The 17,936-nt window shown below is 60.5% G+C and carries 19 protein-coding genes; 9 read left to right on the plus strand and 10 right to left on the minus strand.

Annotated elements, in window-relative coordinates:
- Positions 1-82 precede the first annotated feature (82 nt).
- Together AC07SU_RS27905 and AC07SU_RS27910 are read right to left on the minus strand one after the other, a co-directional pair.
- Complete coding sequence (locus AC07SU_RS27905) at positions 83-1,384, minus strand: MFS transporter (RefSeq protein WP_494998893.1); 1,302 nt, start codon at positions 1,382-1,384, stop codon at positions 83-85.
- A gap of 257 nt (positions 1,385-1,641) precedes the next feature.
- Positions 1,642-2,184 carry a chalcone isomerase family protein gene (locus AC07SU_RS27910; RefSeq protein ID WP_494998894.1) on the minus strand — a complete coding sequence of 181 codons (543 nt, stop codon included), beginning with the start codon at positions 2,182-2,184 and terminating at the stop codon, positions 1,642-1,644.
- A gap of 234 nt (positions 2,185-2,418) precedes the next feature.
- On the opposite strand from AC07SU_RS27910, the gene sthA reads away from it, so the two are divergent.
- On the plus strand, positions 2,419-3,813 hold the full coding sequence (gene sthA / locus AC07SU_RS27915; RefSeq protein ID WP_176995350.1) for a Si-specific NAD(P)(+) transhydrogenase: 1,395 nt from the start codon (positions 2,419-2,421) through the stop codon (positions 3,811-3,813).
- A gap of 42 nt (positions 3,814-3,855) precedes the next feature.
- On the opposite strand, the gene AC07SU_RS27920 is transcribed toward sthA, so the two are convergent.
- Both AC07SU_RS27920 and AC07SU_RS27925 read right to left on the minus strand, forming a co-directional pair.
- Positions 3,856-4,578 (minus strand): glycerophosphodiester phosphodiesterase, encoded by a 723-nt coding sequence (locus tag AC07SU_RS27920; protein WP_494998895.1) that lies wholly within the window; start codon positions 4,576-4,578, stop codon positions 3,856-3,858.
- Between the two features lie 44 nt (positions 4,579-4,622).
- On the minus strand, positions 4,623-5,207 hold the full coding sequence (locus AC07SU_RS27925) for a PilZ domain-containing protein (RefSeq protein WP_176995352.1): 585 nt from the start codon (positions 5,205-5,207) through the stop codon (positions 4,623-4,625).
- 94 nt (positions 5,208-5,301) lie between these two features.
- On the opposite strand from AC07SU_RS27925, the gene AC07SU_RS27930 reads away from it, so the two are divergent.
- The 3 genes from AC07SU_RS27930 to AC07SU_RS27940 are packed head-to-tail and all read left to right on the plus strand — an operon-like array spanning position 5,302 to position 8,546.
- Positions 5,302-6,552, plus strand: a complete 1,251-nt coding sequence (locus tag AC07SU_RS27930) for a lipoprotein-releasing ABC transporter permease subunit (RefSeq protein ID WP_176995353.1) — start codon at positions 5,302-5,304, stop codon at positions 6,550-6,552.
- Between the two features lie 7 nt (positions 6,553-6,559).
- Positions 6,560-7,243, plus strand: a complete 684-nt coding sequence (gene lolD, locus AC07SU_RS27935) for a lipoprotein-releasing ABC transporter ATP-binding protein LolD (protein WP_163000979.1) — start codon at positions 6,560-6,562, stop codon at positions 7,241-7,243.
- Between the two features lie 58 nt (positions 7,244-7,301).
- Complete coding sequence (locus AC07SU_RS27940; RefSeq protein ID WP_176995355.1) at positions 7,302-8,546, plus strand: lipoprotein-releasing ABC transporter permease subunit; 1,245 nt, start codon at positions 7,302-7,304, stop codon at positions 8,544-8,546.
- A gap of 84 nt (positions 8,547-8,630) precedes the next feature.
- Here AC07SU_RS27940 and AC07SU_RS27945 read toward each other — a convergent pair whose 3' ends face one another.
- A complete protein-coding gene (locus AC07SU_RS27945) occupies positions 8,631-9,971 on the minus strand; it encodes a heavy metal sensor histidine kinase (RefSeq protein WP_494998896.1) in 1,341 nt (446 codons plus the stop codon).
- Complete coding sequence (locus AC07SU_RS27950; protein WP_494998897.1) at positions 9,968-10,648, minus strand: heavy metal response regulator transcription factor; 681 nt, start codon at positions 10,646-10,648, stop codon at positions 9,968-9,970. Before AC07SU_RS27950 ends, AC07SU_RS27945 begins: the two co-directional genes overlap by 4 nt.
- A gap of 156 nt (positions 10,649-10,804) precedes the next feature.
- On the opposite strand from AC07SU_RS27950, the gene copI reads away from it, so the two are divergent.
- On the plus strand, positions 10,805-11,326 hold the full coding sequence (gene copI / locus AC07SU_RS27955; RefSeq protein ID WP_494998898.1) for a copper-resistant cuproprotein CopI: 522 nt from the start codon (positions 10,805-10,807) through the stop codon (positions 11,324-11,326).
- A 69-nt stretch (positions 11,327-11,395) separates the two neighbouring features.
- Positions 11,396-12,226 carry an NADPH-dependent 7-cyano-7-deazaguanine reductase QueF gene (gene queF / locus AC07SU_RS27960; protein WP_494998899.1) on the plus strand — a complete coding sequence of 277 codons (831 nt, stop codon included), beginning with the start codon at positions 11,396-11,398 and terminating at the stop codon, positions 12,224-12,226.
- 168 nt (positions 12,227-12,394) lie between these two features.
- Here queF and AC07SU_RS27965 read toward each other — a convergent pair whose 3' ends face one another.
- Both AC07SU_RS27965 and pcrP read right to left on the minus strand, forming a co-directional pair.
- Positions 12,395-12,661, minus strand: a complete 267-nt coding sequence (locus tag AC07SU_RS27965) for a DUF4404 family protein (protein ID WP_176995360.1) — start codon at positions 12,659-12,661, stop codon at positions 12,395-12,397.
- Between the two features lie 110 nt (positions 12,662-12,771).
- Complete coding sequence (gene pcrP, locus AC07SU_RS27970; protein WP_259173425.1) at positions 12,772-13,380, minus strand: HAD superfamily inactivated hydrolase PcrP; 609 nt, start codon at positions 13,378-13,380, stop codon at positions 12,772-12,774.
- A 197-nt stretch (positions 13,381-13,577) separates the two neighbouring features.
- Here pcrP and AC07SU_RS27975 point away from each other — a divergent pair, with 197 nt between their 5' ends.
- The gene (locus AC07SU_RS27975; RefSeq protein WP_176995362.1) at positions 13,578-14,267 is read left to right on the plus strand and encodes an MlaA family lipoprotein; all 690 of its coding nucleotides are present in this window, start codon (positions 13,578-13,580) and stop codon (positions 14,265-14,267) included.
- Between the two features lie 62 nt (positions 14,268-14,329).
- Here AC07SU_RS27975 and AC07SU_RS27980 read toward each other — a convergent pair whose 3' ends face one another.
- The gene (locus tag AC07SU_RS27980) at positions 14,330-14,626 is read right to left on the minus strand and encodes a PilZ domain-containing protein (protein WP_176995363.1); all 297 of its coding nucleotides are present in this window, start codon (positions 14,624-14,626) and stop codon (positions 14,330-14,332) included.
- A 276-nt stretch (positions 14,627-14,902) separates the two neighbouring features.
- Between AC07SU_RS27980 and rssB the strand changes: the two genes are divergently transcribed.
- Both rssB and rssC read left to right on the plus strand, forming a co-directional pair.
- Positions 14,903-16,084 (plus strand): two-component system response regulator RssB, encoded by a 1,182-nt coding sequence (gene rssB / locus AC07SU_RS27985; RefSeq protein WP_176995364.1) that lies wholly within the window; start codon positions 14,903-14,905, stop codon positions 16,082-16,084.
- Complete coding sequence (gene rssC, locus AC07SU_RS27990; protein WP_003172602.1) at positions 16,084-16,566, plus strand: anti-sigma factor antagonist RssC; 483 nt, start codon at positions 16,084-16,086, stop codon at positions 16,564-16,566. Before rssB ends, rssC begins: the two co-directional genes overlap by 1 nt.
- A gap of 188 nt (positions 16,567-16,754) precedes the next feature.
- On the opposite strand, the gene tal is transcribed toward rssC, so the two are convergent.
- Positions 16,755-17,681 (minus strand): transaldolase, encoded by a 927-nt coding sequence (gene tal, locus AC07SU_RS27995; RefSeq protein WP_178921152.1) that lies wholly within the window; start codon positions 17,679-17,681, stop codon positions 16,755-16,757.
- Positions 17,682-17,936: the final 255 nt, after the last annotated feature.

The raw sequence follows: 17,936 nt of genomic DNA on the forward strand, positions 1-17,936 counted from the left end.
GTCGTCAGGGAGAGACTGGCGGCATGAACCTTAAATGGTGTCCAAGAATACTTGACCAGTTCAGCTTGCCTGCGATGGCGACTCATCCGGCGCCACCGACGACAGAAGCCTGCGCCGTCCTCAACTCATGCCGATTGCCTTTAAACAGCACCAGCGTCGCAATCAACCCCAACACCGCCGCGCCACTCAACCAAATCCCCGGTGCCGCCTTGTTGTCCAGCACATGGATCAGGTAGGTACACGCCGCCGGCGTAAACCCACCAAAAGTCGCCGTCGCCAGGCTATAGGCAAGAGAGAACCCGGTGGTACGCACTTCCACCGGCATGATCTCGGTAAGCGCCACCACCATCGCGCCGTTGTACGAGCCGTACAGGAACGACAGCCACAACAGCACGATCAGCAGGTGGCTGAAACTCGGGTTGACCACCAGCCACGACAGCGCCGGATACGCCGTAAGAATCGCCAGAATCGTTGCACCCAGCAGCAGGGGTTTACGTCCGATCTTGTCGGACACTGCGCCCATCACCGGCAACCAGATGAAGTTCGAAATACCCACGCAGACGGTCACCAGCAACGCGTCGAAATCCGACAGGTGCAGCTCGGCCTTGCCGAAGGTCGGGGTGTAGGCGGTGATCAGGTAGAACGACACGGTGGTCATCACCACCAGCGCCATGCCAGCGATGACAACGCCGAAATTCTGACCGATTGAGCGGACGATTTCCTGCAGGGTAGGGCGGTGCTTGCGCGCCTGGAATTCAGGGGTTTCTTCCAGGGAGCGGCGAATCACGAAGATCACCGGCACGATCAGGCAGCCGATCAGGAACGGTACGCGCCAGCCCCAATCGCCCATTTGTTCGGGGCTGAGCCAGTGGTTCAGACCCACGCCCAGCAAACCGGCGAACACCACCGCGGCCTGTTGGCTGGCAGACTGCCAACTGACGAAGAAGCCTTTGCGGCCGGCCGTGGCGATTTCCGCCAGGTACACCGACACACCGCCCAGCTCGACGCCGGCCGAGAAGCCCTGCAGCAAGCGGCCGAACAGCACCAGCAGCGGTGCGGCGACGCCAAGGGTGGCGTAACCGGGCACGCAGGCGATAAGGATGGTACCGGCGGCCATCAGGGCCAGGGTGATCACCAGGCCTTTCTTGCGGCCGTGACGGTCGATGTAGGCGCCGAGGAAGATGGCGCCGAGTGGGCGCATGAGGAAGCCGGCGCCGAAGGTCGCCAGGGACAGCATCAGGGAGGCAAAGGCGCTGTCGGTGGGAAAGAAGGTCTTGGCAATGGCCGTGGCGTAGAAGCCGTAGACCATGAAGTCGAACATTTCGAGGAAGTTACCGCTGACAACGCGAAAAATCGCTTTGCCTTTGCCCGTTGAAGTGGACATGTCATTCACTCATCTTGGCTATCTTATTAGTGATTCCCTGGTCGCTGTTCGTCCTTGCGGTGTTTTGTAACCATATGTGTATTGGCCACTACCCGCAACAGAAACCGATAGCAAGCTGACTAAATGCCAATGATGAAAACCTTGTAGAAGCTGGCTTGCCAGCGATAGCGGTGTGTCGGTTAAAGAGTATCCGCCTGACGATCGCTATCGCTGGCAAGCCAGCTCCTACAGAGGGTTGTGGTGGTTTTGGGAGGCGGTCAGTTGAGGAGGGTATTGCGCAGGCTATCGGACAGGCCTTTGGGCGCGAGCCAGATGCCCAGGTAAGCCTTTGCCAGCTCGTCGTTGCGACTGCTGAACACCACCTGGTCATTGATCTCCAGGTCCAGGCCGCGCCCGGGACGAAAATCCAGGGCGTAGCGGTCGCCGCTGCGGATGTCGCGGAAACGGGCATGCAGTTGATCCAGTTCAGGCTTCAAGCGGGCCAGGGTGGCAGCGGTTTGCTGGCGTTCGAGGGCGGTGGTGGCGGCCTTGATCACGTCGCTGCGGTCGATGTTGCGAAAGTAGTACAGCGCCAGGCGCAGATCCTTATGCCCGTCCCAGGCCTGCTTCGCGCTGAGGTTGGCCGGGGTGTATAGCGCAGCGGCGTACACATCGGCCCATAAGTAAACCAGCACCGCCTGGTTTTTCAGCGCCAACGCGTGGGATTGGGTGGGGAAGTTGGCCTGCTTGAGGCGGTCCGCTTCACTGGCCTGCACCGTGATCGACAACATCAGCAATAAACAGAAAACGACATGCCGCATAATGGCTCGTCCTGCAAAGGTGCGTGGCGACAGTGTAATTGCAATTTCCTAAGCGTGTAGTTAAGGCAATACTGGCCTACGACGCGACCAAGGGTTAATGTGCGCGGCGTTGAGCCTTATATAGACTGTGCCCCGGTTCACACACTTGAGCCAAATTGTCCTTCATGACCGCTGGCCGCGGCATGATTTAGCCCGGCGTCCAACCGTACGCCTGGCCTGTTCTGAGGAGTACGCATGGCTGTCTACAACTACGACGTGGTGGTACTGGGTTCCGGCCCGGCTGGAGAAGGTGCGGCGATGAACGCCGCGAAGGCAGGGCGCAAGGTGGCGATGGTCGATAGCCGTCGCCAGGTCGGCGGTAACTGCACCCACCTGGGTACCATCCCGTCCAAGGCCTTGCGTCACTCAGTGCGCCAGATCATGCAGTTCAACACCAACCCGATGTTCCGGGCCATTGGTGAGCCGCGCTGGTTCTCGTTCCCGGACGTGCTCAAGAGCGCCGAGAAAGTCATCTCCAAGCAAGTGGCCTCGCGCACCGGTTACTACGCGCGTAACCGTGTCGACCTGTTCTTTGGCACCGGCAGCTTCGCCGACGAGCAAACCGTTGAAGTCGTATGCCCCAACGGTGTGGTCGAGAAATTGGTGGCCAAGCACATCATCATCGCCACCGGTTCGCGCCCGTACCGCCCGGCCGATATCGATTTCCACCACCCGCGTATCTACGATAGCGACACCATCCTGAGCCTGGGTCACACCCCGCGCAAACTGATCATCTATGGCGCGGGCGTGATCGGCTGTGAATACGCCTCGATCTTCAGCGGCCTGGGTGTACTGGTGGAGCTGGTGGACAACCGCGACCAATTGCTGAGCTTCCTCGACTCGGAAATTTCCCAGGCGTTGAGCTACCACTTCAGCAACAACAACATCACCGTGCGCCACAACGAAGAGTACGAGCGGGTCGAAGGCCTGGACAACGGGGTGATCCTGCACCTCAAGTCCGGCAAGAAGATCAAGGCCGACGCCTTGCTGTGGTGCAACGGCCGTACCGGCAACACCGACAAGCTGGGCATGGAGAACATCGGGGTCAAGGTCAACAGCCGTGGCCAGATCGAGGTGGACGAGAACTACCGCACCTGCGTGCCGAACATCTACGGCGCTGGCGACGTGATCGGCTGGCCGAGCCTGGCCAGTGCCGCCCATGACCAGGGTCGTTCGGCCGCTGGCAGCATCGTCGACAATGGCAGCTGGCGTTATGTGAACGACGTGCCGACCGGGATCTACACGATTCCCGAGATCAGCTCCATCGGCAAGAACGAGCACGAACTGACCAAGGCCAAGGTGCCTTATGAAGTGGGCAAGGCGTTCTTCAAGAGCATGGCGCGTGCGCAGATCGCCGGTGAGCCGCAAGGCATGCTGAAGATCCTGTTCCACCGTGAGACCCTGGAAGTCCTCGGCGTGCATTGCTTCGGCTACCAGGCGTCGGAGATCGTGCACATCGGCCAGGCCATCATGAACCAGCCGGGTGAGCAAAATACCCTCAAGTATTTCGTGAACACCACGTTCAACTACCCGACCATGGCTGAAGCCTATCGGGTAGCGGCCTACGACGGCCTCAACCGGCTTTTTTGAGCGGCTCCGGCCGGTGGCCTGAGCCGGCCGGGGAGACCGATTTCAGTAATTCTCGAGGGTGGCAGTGGCCAAACCGGGAAAGTCTGTAATCAGGCTATCTACGCCGAAGTCGGCGAGCCTGCGCATCAGCGCAGGTTCGTTGACTGTCCACACGGACACGTGCAAGCCCTGGCGTTGGGCTTTTTCCAGACGCTCAGGGGTGCACAACGTCCAGTTCAACGCCAGAATCTCACAACCGTAGTTTTGCGCGACCTTCAACGGGTCGAGCCAGGCGTATTCGGCGACCAGGCCGCGTGACAGGTCCGGGGTGAGTTCAACCGCCGCTTTCAGCACTTCCCGCGAACTTGAAGTCACGGTGACTTTGTCCATCAAGCCATGGCGCACGGCCATCTCGCGAATCGCCAGCACGGTGGTTGCCGCGCGGGTGCGCGAGGCGCTTTTGACTTCCAGCTGCCAGTGATCGAAGTCGCATTGTTCGAACAGTTGTTCCAGGCGTGGGATCGGGCAGGGTTTGACCCAACCCGGGCCGCCTTTGCGCGCGTCCATCTTCACCAGGTCCGCCGCCGAATACTCGACGACTTTGCCGCGCCGGTCGGCGGTGCGCTTGAGGGTGGGGTCGTGGATGACCATCAGCTCGCCGTCCATGGACAGGTGCAGGTCCAGTTCGCAACGGCGCACGCCGTGCTTGAGGCACTCCTGAAAGCTGGTCAGGGTATTTTCCGGTGCTTCGCCTTTGGCACCGCGATGGCCGTAAATCAGGGTCACAGTTGCTCCTATGCGCCAGGGTGTCTGGCGGGGTGAATACGTATTCAGGTGTCTTTGGCGTCGCTTTGTTCCCGCGCCAGGCGTCGTTCCTGGGCTTGTTTCTGCAGGATGTAGCGGGCGAGCAGTTGGCGTTGGGCGTCGGTCATGGACTCGAACTCCGTGCCTACGTCAAAACCATTGCCCTTGGGGTCGCAGTGGGTGACCCGTGCGCGCAGCAGCAGGCCCAGCGCCTGGGGCATCAACACCAGCTTGACCGCCAGGTGCGCGCCGGTGGCGAGCGGGGTAGGGTGCTGGAAGTCGATGCCGCCTTCGGAAATGATCACCGGCTGCGGCGCGCCGACCTCATCCAGCAGGCCGCGGGCCATGATCTGGCTGAGCAGATCGAGGCGTTTGTTCTGCACTTTGAGGAACGCAGCCAGGCTGCGGTCCTTCTCGCTGATCTGGCGCAACAGGTGCTGGGCTTCGAATTCGCTGAGGTGCAGTTCGCTGAGCAGATTGAACAGCGGTGAATCATCCAGCAACACTTCCTTGCTCGCCGCTTCGGGGGTGGAGAGGCTTTTGATTTGAAGTGCGATCATGTCGTCGATACGGTAGTATTCGCGGCGTTCTTCTTCATCTAATGTCGACATGGCGAACCCCAGGTAACGGTGATGGTCAGAGTGTAAAGCTGCTTACCAGACCCCGCCACCGGGACGTCTTCTTTTCCTCCGAACAAGCCCCGACATGTTCAGACCTCTCTTCGTATTTATCGGCACGCGTTATACCCGTGCAAAGCGCCGCAATCATTTTGTGTCGTTCATTTCCTTGACCTCGATGATCGGGCTCGCCTTGGGCGTGGTCGTGATGATCGTGGTGCTGTCGGTGATGAACGGCTTCGATCATGAGATGCGCACCCGCGTGCTGGGCATGGTGCCCCACGCGACCATCGAAGGCGATGCGCCCATCAGCGACTGGCAAAGCCTGGCCGAGAAGGTCAAGCAGAACCCCAAGGTGCTGGCCGTCGCGCCGTTTACCCAGATGCAGGGGCTGCTGACCAATGACGGCAAGGTGCAGAAGATCCTGCTCAATGCCATCGACCCGGCCCAGGAGCGCAAGGTCTCGATCATCGACAAGTTCATGCTCTCGGGCAAACTCGATGACCTGGCGCCCGGCGAGTTCGGCATCGTGATCGGCGACAAGGCCGCGGCCAAGCTCGGCGTGGGCCTGGGCGACAAGCTCACCTTCGTCGCCCCGGAAGTCACCGTGACCCCGGCCGGCATGTTCCCGCGCATGAAGCGCTTCACCGTGGTCGGCACCTTCCACGTGGGCGCTGGTGAAATCGACGGTTATCTGGGCCTCACCAACCTCACCGACCTGGCCCGCCTGCACCGCTGGCAGCCGGACCAGGTGCAGGGCCTGCGCCTGAAGTTCAACGACCTGTTCGATGCGCCGCGTGCCTCGTGGGAAATCGCCCAGCACCTGGGTGAGTCCCAGTACTACGCCCGCGACTGGACCCGTACCCACGGCAACCTGTATCAGGCCATCCGCATGGAAAAAGCCATGATCGGCCTGCTGCTGTTGCTGATCGTTGCGGTGGCGGCCTTCAACATCATCTCCACGCTGGTGATGGTGGTGAACGACAAGAAGGGCGATATCGCGATTCTGCGCACCCTTGGTGCCACGCCGGGGCAGATCATGGCGATCTTCATGGTGCAGGGCACCGTGATCGGCGTGGTCGGCACCTTGATCGGCACCGCCGTCGGCATTCTGGCCGCGCTGAATGTCAGCGCCGCCATCGCCGGCCTTGAAACCCTGATCGGCCACAAGTTTCTCAACGCCGACGTCTACTTCATCGACTACTTGCCGTCCCAGGTTCAGGCCCAGGACGTGTTGATGGTGGGCGGCGCCGCGTTGGTATTGAGTTTCCTTGCCACCCTGTATCCAGCCTGGCGCGCGGCACGTACCCAGCCAGCACAGGCCTTACGTTATGAGTGAATCGGGCATGAGTGAAAAAGCAATCCTGAGCTGCCGCAACCTGGGCAAATCCTACGAGGAAGGCCCTGAGTCGGTGGTGGTGCTGTCAGACCTGCAACTGGAGTTGCACCCGGGCGAGCGCGTGGCGATCGTCGGCAGTTCCGGTTCCGGCAAAAGTACCTTGCTGAACCTGTTGGGCGGCCTTGATACGCCGTCCAAGGGCAGCGTTTGGTTGGCGGGTGAAGAACTGTCGGCCCTGGGCGAGAAGGCCCGTGGCCAGTTGCGCAACCGTTCGCTCGGTTTTGTGTACCAGTTCCACCACCTGCTGCCGGAATTCACCGCCCTGGAAAACGTGTGCATGCCGCTGCTGATCGGCAAGACCGCGATCCCGGAAGCCCGCCAGCGTGCCAAGGCGTTGCTGGAGCGCGTCGGTCTGGGCCATCGCCTGGAGCACAAACCGGCTGAACTGTCGGGTGGCGAGCGCCAGCGTGTGGCAATCGCCCGCGCCCTGGTGAACAACCCGGGCTTGGTGATGCTCGACGAGCCTACCGGCAACCTCGACTCCCACACTGCCCAGGGCATCAAGGACTTGATGCTGGAGCTGAGTACCCAGATGCGCACCGCGTTCCTGGTGGTGACCCATGACATGAGCATGGCTCGCCAGATGGACCGTGTATTGCACCTGCAGGAAGGTCATCTGGTCGCCATCTGACCTGTTTCAAGCCCGGTGCCAGGCACCGGGTTTTCTATTTTTCCAACGGTGCCCGCGAATGTTCAGACCGTTATCGATTTTCATCGGCACGCGCTATACCCGCGCCAAGCGCCGCAACCGTTTTGTCTCGTTTATCTCGATGACTTCGATGATCGGCCTCGCCCTGGGCGTGCTGGCGATGATCGTGGTGCTGTCGGTGATGAACGGCTTCCAGCGTGAAATGAGCTCACGCATCCTTGGCATGGTGCCCCACGCGACCATCGTTGGCGTGAACCCCATCGACGACTGGCAGCCGGTGGCTGCTGCCGCCATGAAAAACCCGGAAGTGACCGCTGCCGTACCGTTCACGCAGATGGACGGCATGTTCTCCTACAAAGGTGCGATGCAGCCGATCGAGATCAGCGGCGTCGACCCGGACCAGGAAGGCAAGGTGTCGATCGTCGCCCAGCACATCGTGCGAGGCAGCCTGCAAGACCTCAAGGCCGGTGAGTTCGGCGTGGTCATTGGCGACATCACCGCGCGCCGTTTCCGCTTGAACGTGGGCGACAAACTCACCCTGATCGTGCCGGAAATCAGCACTGCTCCGGGCGGCATCACCCCACGCATGCAGCGTTTGAACGTGGTCGGTATCTTCAAGGTCGGTGCCGAGCTGGACGGTTCCATGGCGCTGATCAACATGGCTGATGCCGCCGAGATCCAGCATTGGCAGCCCAACCAGGTGCAAAGCGTGCGCCTGGCGGTAAAGGATTTGTACGCCGCCCCCAAGGTTTCGGCAGACATTGCCGCTAGCCTGGGCGCGGCCTACAAGCCGGATGACTGGACCCACACCCAGGGCAGCCTGTTCAGCGCGATGAAAATGGAAAAGACCATGATCGGTCTGCTGTTGCTGATGATCGTGGCCGTGGCGGCGTTCAACATCATCGCTACCCTGATCATGGTCGTGAACGACAAGGGCGCGGACATCGCGATCCTGCGCACCATCGGCGCCACGCCCCGGCAGATCATGGCGATCTTCATGGTGCAGGGCACGGTGATCGGCATCGTCGGCACTTTGATCGGCGGCGTTCTGGGCGTGATTGCGGCGCTGAACGTGAGTGAGCTGGTGGGCTGGATGGAGCGGGTGACCGGCCAGCACATCTTCAGTTCGGACGTGTACTTTGTCAGCAACCTGCCTTCGGAGCTGCAGGGTGGGGATGTGGTGCTGATCTGCACGGCCGGGTTTGTGTTGAGCTTTCTGGCGACCTTGTACCCGGCGTATCGGGCGGCGAAGATTGAGCCGGCGCATGCGCTGAGATATTCATAAGCCTTTAGACTGCTATCGCCGGCAAGCCGGCTCCTACAGTGGATTGCGTTTTACCTGTAGGAGCCGGCTTTCCAGCGATGGCGATTAGGCAGGCAACTCAATTACAAACCTTGTCCACCCCTCCCCAGACTCACAAAAAATCCTCCCCCCATGGGCCCGCACGATCGATTGGGTAATCGCCAACCCCAATCCTGCATGCTCACTGCTGCCTTCACGGCGCGCCGGGTCCGCCCGGTAGAACCGATCAAACAACCTCGGCAGCAGTTCCGCTGGAATACCTTCCCCGGTGTTCTCCACCGATAGTCTTACCCCGTCTTCAATGCGCACGCGCACTTCGCCACCGGGCGGGGTAAACCGCAACGCGTTATCCAGCAGGTTCGACAATGCCCGGCGCAACATCCCGCGATCGCCCGTTGTATGGGCAGTGCCCTCGCGCATCAGGGTGACGTTCCCGTCTTCCGCCAGCAGCGCGAAGAACTCCAGCAGCGCATCGACCTCATCCTCCAGCGCCAAGGTTTCGCGCTTGGGCACCAGCAAGCCGTGATCCGCCTTGGCCAGGTACAACATGTCATTGACCAGCTGCGCCATCCATTGCAGCTCTTCGAGGTTGCTGTGCAGCGCCTCACGGTAATCCTCCAGCGGCCGTGGTTGGGTGAGGATGACCTGGGTCTGGGTCAGCAGGTTCGACAACGGCGTGCGCAGTTCATGGGCGATGTCGGCAGAGAACGCCGAGAGGCGCTGGAAGGCATCATCCAGGCGGCCGAGCATGGCGTTGAAGGTTTGGGCCAGTTCGGCCAGTTCCACGGGCATTTGCTGCTGCGGCAGGCGCTGAGTCAGCGAATGGGCCGAGACGCTGGCAGCCACTTCACCCATGCGCCGCAAGGGTCGCAGCCCACTGCGTGCCGCCCAGGCGCCGAGCAGTGCGGTGGCCAGGGCGGAGAGGCCGACGGTGAGCCAGATCAGGTGTTGCATGCGTTGCAGGAAGTGCTGGTGGTGGGTGATGTCGAGCATCAGGGTCAGTTGCGGCGAGTCGGCTTGGCCGACTGTCAACGGTGTGTTGTAGACGCGATAGTCGGTGCCGGCATTTTGCAGGCTATGCAGGCCGGGCGCCGTCGGCAGGGCGACATCCGGCGCGCCGTCGAACCAGCGTTTCCCGGCCGCTGTGATGCGCAGGGCAAGGTCAGGTTGGCGGTTGAGTTCGGTGCGCAATTGCGCTTCTCGCTCGGCGAAAGACGCGGCGGAGTCGACTCCTTGCAGCGTGCTGCGCAGCGCCACCAGCTTGCTGTCGAGCAGTTGTTGGTCCAGCTCGATAAAGTGCGCCTCGCTGGCGTGGTTGAACAACACGCCTGCCAACAACGACACCACGGCGGTGCAGCCGGCAAACAGCAGTGCCAGGCGGCTGGCCAGGGACAGGCGCTTGATCAATTGAGGCGCTCCTCCAGCACATAGCCCATGCCGCGCACCGTATGGATCAGTTTGTTGGGGTAGTGGTCATCGACTTTCAGGCGCAGGCGGCGGATCGCAACCTCGATGATGTTGGTGTCGCTGTCAAAGTTCATGTCCCACACTTGGGAGGCAATCAGCGATTTGGGCAGCACCTCGCCCTGGCGCCGTAATAGCAGTTCCAGTAGGGAGAACTCCTTGGCGGTGAGGTCGATGCGTTGACCATCCCGCTCTACGCGGCGGCGGATCAGGTCCAGGCGCAGGTCGGCCAATTGCAGCGCGGTTTCCTGGGGCGTGCTGCTGCCACGGCGCAACAGGCTGCGCACCCGGGCGAGCAGTTCGGAAAAGGCAAAGGGTTTGACCAGGTAGTCGTCGGCGCCCAGTTCCAGGCCGTGGACGCGGTCTTCCACAGCGTCGCGGGCGGTGAGAAACAGCACCGGGATATCCAGGCCGGCATTGCGCACGGCCTGGAGAATTTGCCAGCCGTCGCGGCCGGGCAGCATCACATCGAGGATCAGCAGGTCAAAGTCGCCGGTCAGCGCCAGGTGCTGGCCCGTGATGCCGTCGGCCACCAGTTCGGTGGTAAAGCCCGCCTCGGCCAGGCCCTGGCGCAGGTAATGGCCGGTCTTGGGTTGGTCTTCGACGATCAGCAGTTTCATGGGCAACTCTTGGCAACGGGTGACGACGGGCTTTATACCGTGGGTGGCAGGGCAGGGGCGCAACCTTACAAAGTTGTAATCTAGCAGTCAGCTGGCTGGCAGCGGCGCAATCTTAGAGTGCTCCCCTGGCCAGTCATACATTTTTGGAGAAGAGCGATGGCGTTGCGTACACCCCTGTTGTTGGCGGGTTGCCTGTTGGCGTTGAGTTTTGATGCGATTGCCGATGCTGCCCACACGTATTCGTTTGGCCAGCCGGCGACGGCCGATAAAGCCACACGCACTGTGGAAGTGACGCTGCAGGATATTTCCTTTTCGCCCAAGTCCCTCGACGTAAAAGCCGGTGAGACGGTGCGCTTTGTGCTGGTCAACAAAGGCCAGTTGCTTCACGAATTCAACCTGGGCGACGCGGCGATGCATGCCGAGCACCAGAAGGAAATGCTGCAGATGCAGGCCAGTGGCATGCTTACCGCCACCGGCATGGGCAAAATGGACCACAGCGCCATGGGCCACGGTGAGATGGGCGGCATGAAGCACGATGACCCCAACAGCGTGCTGGTGGAGCCCGGTAAAACCGCCGAGCTGACCTGGACGTTCACCAAGGCCACGGGCCTGGAGTTTGCCTGCAACCTCCCGGGCCACTACCAAGCGGGCATGGTGGGCAAGCTCAACGTCGAATGATCCGGCGGCGCTTAGGCGCGGGGGCAAAGGCTGGTAGACTGGCGCGGTTTATTTAGCCAGGTTTCCGCCATGCATCCCGCAGCCGAACATTCGCCGCTGGGCAAGTCCAGTGAATACATCTCCACCTACACCCCGTCGTTGCTGTTTCCGATCCCTCGCGCCGCCAAGTGGGCCGAGTTGGGCCTGAGCGCCGAGACCCTGCCTTACAAAGGCGTGGATTTCTGGAACTGCTTCGAACTGTCCTGGCTGTTGCCGTCGGGCAAGCCGGTGGTGGCCATCGGCGAGTTCAGCATCCCGGCCGACTCGCCGAACATCATCGAGTCCAAGTCCTTCAAGCTGTACCTCAACTCGTTGAACCAGACCGCATTCGCCGACACGGCGAGCCTGGAAGCGACCCTGCGCACCGACCTCAGCGCGGCCGCCGGCAAGCCCGTGACCGTGCGTATTCGCAAACTGGCCGAAATCGAGGCTGAAGGCGTGATGGCCTTGCCGGGCGTGTGCATCGATGATCTGGATATCAACGTCAGCAGCTATGAACATCCGCGCCCGGAACTGCTGCGCTGCGATGATTCGCGTGTTGTGGAGGAAAGCGTGCACAGCCACCTGCTCAAATCCAACTGCCCGGTCACCAGCCAGCCGGATTGGGGGAGTGTGGTGGTGGAGTACCGTGGTTCGGCGTTGGATCACGCCAGCCTGCTCGAGTACATCGTGAGCTTTCGCCAGCACTCGGACTTCCATGAGCAGTGTGTGGAGCGGATCTTCCTCGACCTGCAACGCCTGCTGAAACCGGAGAAGTTGACGGTGTATGCGCGGTATGTGCGCCGGGGTGGGTTGGATATCAACCCGTACCGCAGCACTGAGGATGTGGCGTTCCCGAACGTGCGCCTGGCTCGCCAGTAAACCTCACCCAAAAACTGACTGTGGGGGCTGGCTTGTGTGGGAGCTGGCTTGCCTGCGATAGCATCAACTCAGCGCAACTGAAAAACCGAGGTGTCTGCATCGCAGGCAAGCCAGCTCCCACAAAGGCCAGCCCTCACATTGAGGTCTGCGGTTGAGTTTGAATCGGGATCAGATCCCGATATTGCCCAAGGTGATCATGATATTGCGCAACGTCCCGGAAATGACCGGGTGCTCAGCGTCGAATTCTATGGCGGCTTGGTTCACATCGTCGGAGATGCTCGGCGTTTGAGTCGCCGGCTCAAGTTCAAGCTGCAATTCAAACTTGGCAATTAAGGCTTCCAGCGCTTCACGTTTTTCTTCCGACAGCGGCGGTTCCTGTACCAACTGCCCGCGCAGGATTTCGACCTGTTCTTCGAGTTTTTTGCGATCAGGCATGACGTATTTCCTTTTATCGATAGGCACTGGCATAGACCACGGCACGCCGAGAAAGGTCTACGGGCTGACCTGTAGATTAATCCACTGGCGCCGAGCGTGCATGATCCGTGTCAGGGCTTCTCGCCTTTGAGCTGGCGCAGGCTGATATCGGCCAGGCAGGTGCCCAGTTCGCCAAGGTGATCGATCACCGAGTGAACCCCCAGCCCGTACAGCGCAACCGTGGCCTTGCCGCGCTTGTGCTCGCGTTGTTGCTCGGTGAGTGCCTGCCATTGCTCGGGCGCCAGGCCGCACAAGGAGCCGCAGGACGCCAGGCCGATGGTCCACAAACCGGCATTCAGGCCGGCTTGCAGCAAGCGTGGCTCACCGCTGACCAGGACGCAGCCTTCCAGCCGCTCGATATTCAGCTCCATCAAGGCTTGCCAACAGGCGTTTGGCGCAGGCCAGCGGATAGCTGAGGGGGAAGTGGCTTTAATCCACTTGGGCAGTGTGGCGGCCAGCGGGGTGGTGACCGTGGCGGGTAGCTCGTCCAGCCAGGCACAGGGGATGCCTTGCTCCTTGAGGCTACGCAGGATAGCCAGGGCACCGGGCGTGGCTTGTGAATCGGGGGCGGGGGCGTCGGTGCGCGCCTGGGAACCGAAATCCACCAGGCAGCCACTCAGGCCAAACAGCACGGCAGTCAATGAGGGTGCGCTGGCAACGGCAATTTCGGCGTGAGGCATTTCGAGATCCCTGAAATAGCTGTGACGCTATCGAGATCGGATGACAAGCGGATGACACTTATGAGTAATTGTAGGGATTTTGTGCATTTATCATTAAGACAATTCCTACCGACTGCCTAATTTGACACTTCCGTCATATACTGACGGTCTTATTCAGGGCATAGCGCCCATGACAGACTATTCAAGGAGCCAAAGCTATGCGCTGGAGCCACTACTTCGCTCAGCTATCTGTGTGTGCCACTGTTCTATTGGCCCCGTTTGCCGCCCAGGCCGCGTCGGAAGACGATCCATGGGAAAGCGTCAACCGCCCGATCTTCACCTTCAACGACACCGTTGATACCTACGCGCTCAAGCCATTGGCCCAGGGTTACCAGTTCGTCACCCCGCAGTTCGTGCAGACAGGCATTCATAACTTCTTCCGCAACATCGGCGATGTCGGCAACTTTGCCAACGACGTGTTGCAGCTCAAGCCCCACGCAGCGGGCGTCGACACGGCTCGTTTGCTGGTGAACACCACCTTTGGCGTGCTGGGCTTTATTGATGTGGGCACCAAAATGGGCCTGCACCGCAACGACGAAGACTTCGGCCAAACCCTCGGCTACTGGGGCGTCGGCAGCGGTCCTTACGTGATGTTGCCCCTGCTGGGCCCAAGCACCCTGCGTGACGCACCGTCCAAATACGTCGACAGCTATACCCAGCCGTACCGTTACATGAACGACATCGGTTGGCGTAACAGCACCTTCGGCCTGAACATTGTCGATACCCGTGCCAGCCTGCTCGACAGCGAGAAGTTGATCACCGGCGACAAGTACACCTTCATCCGTAACGCTTACCTGCAGAACCGTGAGTTCAAGGTCAAGGACGGCAAGGTGGTCGACGACTTTTAAGTCGTGATGTTTTGAAATGAAAAAGGCGACCCCAGTGGTCGCCTTTTTTTGTGTGCGGCTTTTTAGTGCATCTTCAGGATCTTGAGGCCCAGGTGCTGGTCTTCACCGCTCGCCTTGGCCCACACCACTTCGGTATCGGCCTCCAGGCCCCTGAGAGCGGCGTGCTCCGAGTCGATGCGTACGGTGAGCCTGTCACCCACCTGAAACTGGCGAGGGGCCTGCACCTGCATGCCAGAGCTGGAAAGGTCCACGCAAACCCCGGCAATCTCCTGCCCGGCGTGGATCAGCGACACATCGGCATCCACTCGCATGCGGATGAAATCGCGTTTTTCGGCGTAGTCGCGCTCGTGTTCGCTCACAGGTTCCATCCTTACTTTGTGTTGTGGTTGTTGCTGTTCTTATAACTCCCGGTGATTTGCGGTGTAAAGACGCTCGGCGACCATCGGCATGAGCTTGAAACCCCTGGCGGATGGGAGTACCGTCTGCGCCTTAGAAGGGCACCTCTGCTTTACTGTTGTGCGTAGGCCAAAAGCCCGTGCTTTGTAGGACAGAGTGGCTAGAAAGCGAATCCAGTACGTGAGCCCGGCCATTGTCGAGCCACCTACGCCAACCTAATTCTGGCGCCGTTTGCCCACATGCAAAAAACCAGTGCCACGCTGCTGATAATCGATGACGACGAAGTAGTGCGCGCGAGCCTCGCGGCCTATTTGGAAGACAGTGGCTTCAGCGTCCTGCAGGCCGGCAACGGCCAACAGGGTCTCCAGGTGTTCGAGCGCGACAAGCCCGACCTTGTGATCTGCGACCTGCGCATGCCTCAGATGGGCGGCCTCGAGCTGATTCGCCAGGTGACCGACCTTGCCCCACAGACGCCCGTGATCGTTGTGTCCGGTGCCGGGGTGATGAACGATGCCGTCGAGGCCCTGCGCCTGGGCGCCGCCGATTACCTGATCAAGCCCCTCGAAGACCTGGCTGTGCTGGAGCACTCGGTGCGTCGAGCGCTGGACCGTGCACGCCTGCTGCTGGAAAACCAGCGTTACCGCGAAAAGCTCGAAACCGCCAACCGCGAACTCGAAGCCAGCCTGAACCTGCTCCAGGAAGACCAGAATGCCGGTCGCCAGGTGCAGATGAACATGCTGCCGATCAGCCCCTGGACCATCGATGACTTCCAGTTTGCGCACCAGATCATCCCGTCGTTGTACCTGTCGGGTGATTTTGTCGACTACTTCCGCGTCGATGAGCGGCGTGTCGCGTTCTACCTGGCCGATGTGTCCGGCCACGGAGCTTCCTCTGCTTTTGTGACCGTGTTGTTGAAGTTCATGACCACACGGCTGTTGTTCGAATCCAAGCGCAATGGCACCTTGCCGGAGTTCACCCCCTCCGAGGTGCTGGGCCACATCAACCGAGGCCTGATCAGCTGCAAGCTGGGCAAGCACGTGACGATGGTCGGCGGCGTGATCGATGAAGAAACCGGTCTTTTGACCTACAGTATTGGCGGTCACCTGCCGATGCCTGTTTTATACACTCCTGACAGTGTGCGTTACCTGGACGGGCGTGGTCTGCCGGTGGGCTTGTTCAATGAAGCCACCTACGAAGACCACATCCTGGAGCTGCCGCCGACCTTCAGCCTTACGCTGATGTCCGACGGCATCCTGGACCTGCTTCCAGAGCCTACACTCAAGGAGAAAGAAGCCGCCTTGCCCCAAAAGGTCAAGTCGGCGGGCGGCAGCCTGGATGGCCTGCGGCAAGTGTTTGGATTGGCCACGCTAGGGGAGATGCCGGATGATATCGCCCTATTGGTGTTGAGCAGGAATCTTTGATGAGTACCGGAAGAATCCAATTCGCCGAGCAAGACGGGACCTTCGTCCTGAAGTTTGTCGGTGAAGTGCGCCTGACCTTGTGTTCGGCGCTGGATGCGACGATTGAGCGGATCTTCACAGCGCTGAATTTCTCGGCGATCGTGATCGATCTGACCGAAACCCGCAGCATCGATAGCACCACCCTTGGGCTGTTGGCCAAGTTGTCCATTCTGTCTCGGCAGAAGGTCGGCCTGTTGCCTACGGTCGTCACCACCCACGAAGACATCACCCGTCTGCTGCAGTCCATGGGCTTCGACCAGGTGTTCAACATTGTTGATCGCCCGATCCCCTGCCCGGAATGCCTGACCGACCTGCCATCCCAGGACCAGTCCGAGGAAGTGGTGCGGGTCAAGGTGCTGGAAGCGCACAAGATCCTGATGGGGCTCAACGAGTCCAACCGCGAAGCCTTCCACGACCTCGTCAACGCCCTCGAGCGCCACTGACAGACCGCGCCCCGTGTAGGCGCTGGCTTGCCAGCGATGGCGGCGTGTCAGCCACCAAATTTGTCACTGACCCACCTCTATCGCTGGCAAGCCAGCTCCTACAGTGAACTGCGCAGGGCTTTAGATCGGCGAATTATAAAAAAGGGCGGCACCCGCAAAGGTGCCGCCCTTTTTGCAACCGCCGCCTTTTACAACTTGGCAGTCAGCAATGCCTCCAGCTTCTCCTGGTCCCGAGCAAACTGACGAATCCCCTCCGCCAGCTTCTCAGTCGCCATCGCGTCCTCATTGGACTCCCAACGGAACTGCGCTTCAGTCAAATGCACACGCGCTTCACCGGCATGGCCTGGCGACAGCTTGCGCTCCAGCTTGCCTTCGTCGGCCGCCAACTTCTCCAGCAGGTCCGGGCTGATGGTCAGGCGATCACACCCGGCCAGCTCTTCGATCTGGCTCAGGTTGCGGAAGCTCGCGCCCATCACCACGGTCTTGTAGCCATTGGCCTTGTAGTAGTTGTAGATGCGCGTCACCGACTGCACGCCCGGATCATCCGCGCCGGTGTAGTCGTTGCCGTTGGCCTTCTTGTACCAGTCGTAGATACGGCCCACGAACGGCGAAATCAGGAACACGCCTGCTTCAGCACACGCCACGGCCTGGGCGAAGGAGAACAGCAAGGTCAGGTTGGTCTGGATGCCTTCTTTTTCCAGTTTCTCCGCCGCGCGGATGCCTTCCCAGGTGGACGCGATCTTGATCAGTACGCGGTCACGGCCAACGCCAGCCTTTTCGTACAGGTCGATCAGACGGTGCGCACGCTTGAGAATGGCCGCTTCGTCGAACGACAGGCGTGCATCCACCTCAGTGGAAATGCGACCTGGCACTACCTTCAGAATCTCTTGACCCACCGCCACCGCAAAACGGTCACTGGCCAGACCCACGTCACCGTTGCAGTCCTTTACAGCCTCATCCAGCAACGGCGCATAGGCCGAAATCGACGCGGCCTTGAGCAGCAGGGAAGGGTTGGTGGTGGCGTCTTGCGGCTTGAGTTTGGCGAGGGTGGAAAAGTCGCCGGTATCGGCTACGACAGTGGTGAATTGCTTGAGTTGTTCCAGCTTGGAAGTCATGGGCGTGCTCTGTCCTATGGGTCTGATGACATTACCCGAGCGCCGACAGGCGCTCAAGGGCGCAAATGCGTTCGATCGTTTGCGAGGGCAACATCCTGAAAACAGCCGTTTGAAACACCGGCCTTGCTGCTAAATAGGAGGCCAAAACCACCCGCAGGTTCAACCCAACTGCCCTCCAGACAACCCGCCCCCCTGTAGGAGCTGGCTTGCCGGCGATAGCGCCTTCACGATCACCGCAAACCTGGTGTCACGCGG

The organism is Pseudomonas sp. GW821-FHT05H12, assembly GCF_059419385.1.

Bases quoted from the DNA above. Each gene is read 5' to 3' on its own strand.
- AC07SU_RS27925 (WP_176995352.1), bottom strand. From the start codon at position 5,207: ATGTCGACATTAGATGAAGAAGAACGCCGCGAATACTACCGTATCGAC.
- AC07SU_RS27940 (WP_176995355.1), top strand. From the start codon at position 7,302: ATGTTCAGACCGTTATCGATTTTCATCGGCACGCGCTATACCCGCGCC.
- AC07SU_RS27930 (WP_176995353.1), top strand. From the start codon at position 5,302: ATGTTCAGACCTCTCTTCGTATTTATCGGCACGCGTTATACCCGTGCA.
- AC07SU_RS27965 (WP_176995360.1), bottom strand. From the start codon at position 12,661: ATGCCTGATCGCAAAAAACTCGAAGAACAGGTCGAAATCCTGCGCGGG.
- tal (WP_178921152.1), bottom strand. From the start codon at position 17,681: ATGACTTCCAAGCTGGAACAACTCAAGCAATTCACCACTGTCGTAGCC.
- sthA (WP_176995350.1), top strand. From the start codon at position 2,419: ATGGCTGTCTACAACTACGACGTGGTGGTACTGGGTTCCGGCCCGGCT.
- lolD (WP_163000979.1), top strand. From the start codon at position 6,560: ATGAGTGAAAAAGCAATCCTGAGCTGCCGCAACCTGGGCAAATCCTAC.
- AC07SU_RS27975 (WP_176995362.1), top strand. From the start codon at position 13,578: ATGCGCTGGAGCCACTACTTCGCTCAGCTATCTGTGTGTGCCACTGTT.
- pcrP (WP_259173425.1), bottom strand. From the start codon at position 13,380: ATGCCTCACGCCGAAATTGCCGTTGCCAGCGCACCCTCATTGACTGCC.
- rssB (WP_176995364.1), top strand. From the start codon at position 14,903: ATGCAAAAAACCAGTGCCACGCTGCTGATAATCGATGACGACGAAGTA.
- rssC (WP_003172602.1), top strand. From the start codon at position 16,084: ATGAGTACCGGAAGAATCCAATTCGCCGAGCAAGACGGGACCTTCGTC.
- AC07SU_RS27910 (WP_494998894.1), bottom strand. From the start codon at position 2,184: ATGCGGCATGTCGTTTTCTGTTTATTGCTGATGTTGTCGATCACGGTG.
- queF (WP_494998899.1), top strand. From the start codon at position 11,396: ATGCATCCCGCAGCCGAACATTCGCCGCTGGGCAAGTCCAGTGAATAC.
- AC07SU_RS27905 (WP_494998893.1), bottom strand. From the start codon at position 1,384: ATGTCCACTTCAACGGGCAAAGGCAAAGCGATTTTTCGCGTTGTCAGC.
- AC07SU_RS27950 (WP_494998897.1), bottom strand. From the start codon at position 10,648: ATGAAACTGCTGATCGTCGAAGACCAACCCAAGACCGGCCATTACCTG.
- copI (WP_494998898.1), top strand. From the start codon at position 10,805: ATGGCGTTGCGTACACCCCTGTTGTTGGCGGGTTGCCTGTTGGCGTTG.